The sequence below is a fragment of the Bacillus sp. XT-4 genome, assembly GCF_050864245.1.
In the GTDB taxonomy this organism is placed as follows: domain Bacteria; phylum Bacillota; class Bacilli; order Bacillales; family Bacillaceae; genus Bacillus; species Bacillus altitudinis.
Genome location: NZ_JBPAFI010000022.1, coordinates 1 through 794, shown reverse-complemented (window position 1 = coordinate 794; position 794 = coordinate 1). Strand labels below are relative to the sequence as shown.

At 40.9% G+C, this 794-nt stretch carries 1 protein-coding gene; it reads right to left on the bottom strand.

Annotated features, from left to right (window positions below; genetic code table 11):
- Positions 1–794: T7SS effector LXG polymorphic toxin (locus ACRRMM_RS19125; protein ID WP_432450936.1), on the bottom strand; the 794-nt coding region annotated here is incomplete at both ends.

The following is a 794-nucleotide window of genomic DNA, read 5'->3' as shown; positions in this document are numbered from 1 at the left end:
ATCGGGATGTAGCCTGCTGCTGCCATGCCGCCTGCGGCGACTCGCTGGCCTGCGGTGAGTTCTTCACCTGTGATCGGATCGACACCTGTTGCGGCACGTTTTGCATCGTTCACGCCTGTCAGTTCATTGACGATATTTCCTCCGTAATCAAGAGCTTTTTCATACCACGGACGGTTGGCGAGTGCTTCTTGTTCCTTTGCGATCTTGCGAGCTTCTTCTTGATCATTTTTGATTTTCAGATATTCAGACGTTTGCTTCTCAATATCGCTTTTTGCCTTGTAGATTTCGCTATTTTGATACGCTTTCTTGTCAAAATTCATAGGCGAAATGGATTTTCCGTCATTTGTGGCATTGATCATTTCTGCGTACAATGCCATTGTAGCCTTCTCCTCAGTCTCTGACAAAGCATATTCATCTTTTAGATTTTGATCAAGTTCTATTAAATCTTTAACCGTTTTCTTCCGTTCATCTTCCGCATCTGCAATCTTTTCGTCAAAGGTTTTACTATCAAATACCTCCAGAGAAATGAGGTCATCAATATCTTGAAAAATCGTTTTGAGTGCTTTTTTTTGATCCTTAACAATACTTTTGGCATTTTTGATTCCCATATGTACAGCGTTGTCTAAAAAGTGTTCTTCTACAAAGGTGTCGCCGCCAAAGTTTGTATCATCAAGTGTCCCAGAAACACCTTCATGAAAGGCTTTTTGTTTATCAATAAAGCTAATAAACATGTCCACATTTCCGGCGAGTTCTTTGTAGAAGCTTTTAATGTTATCGGCACCTTTTCCAGTGAA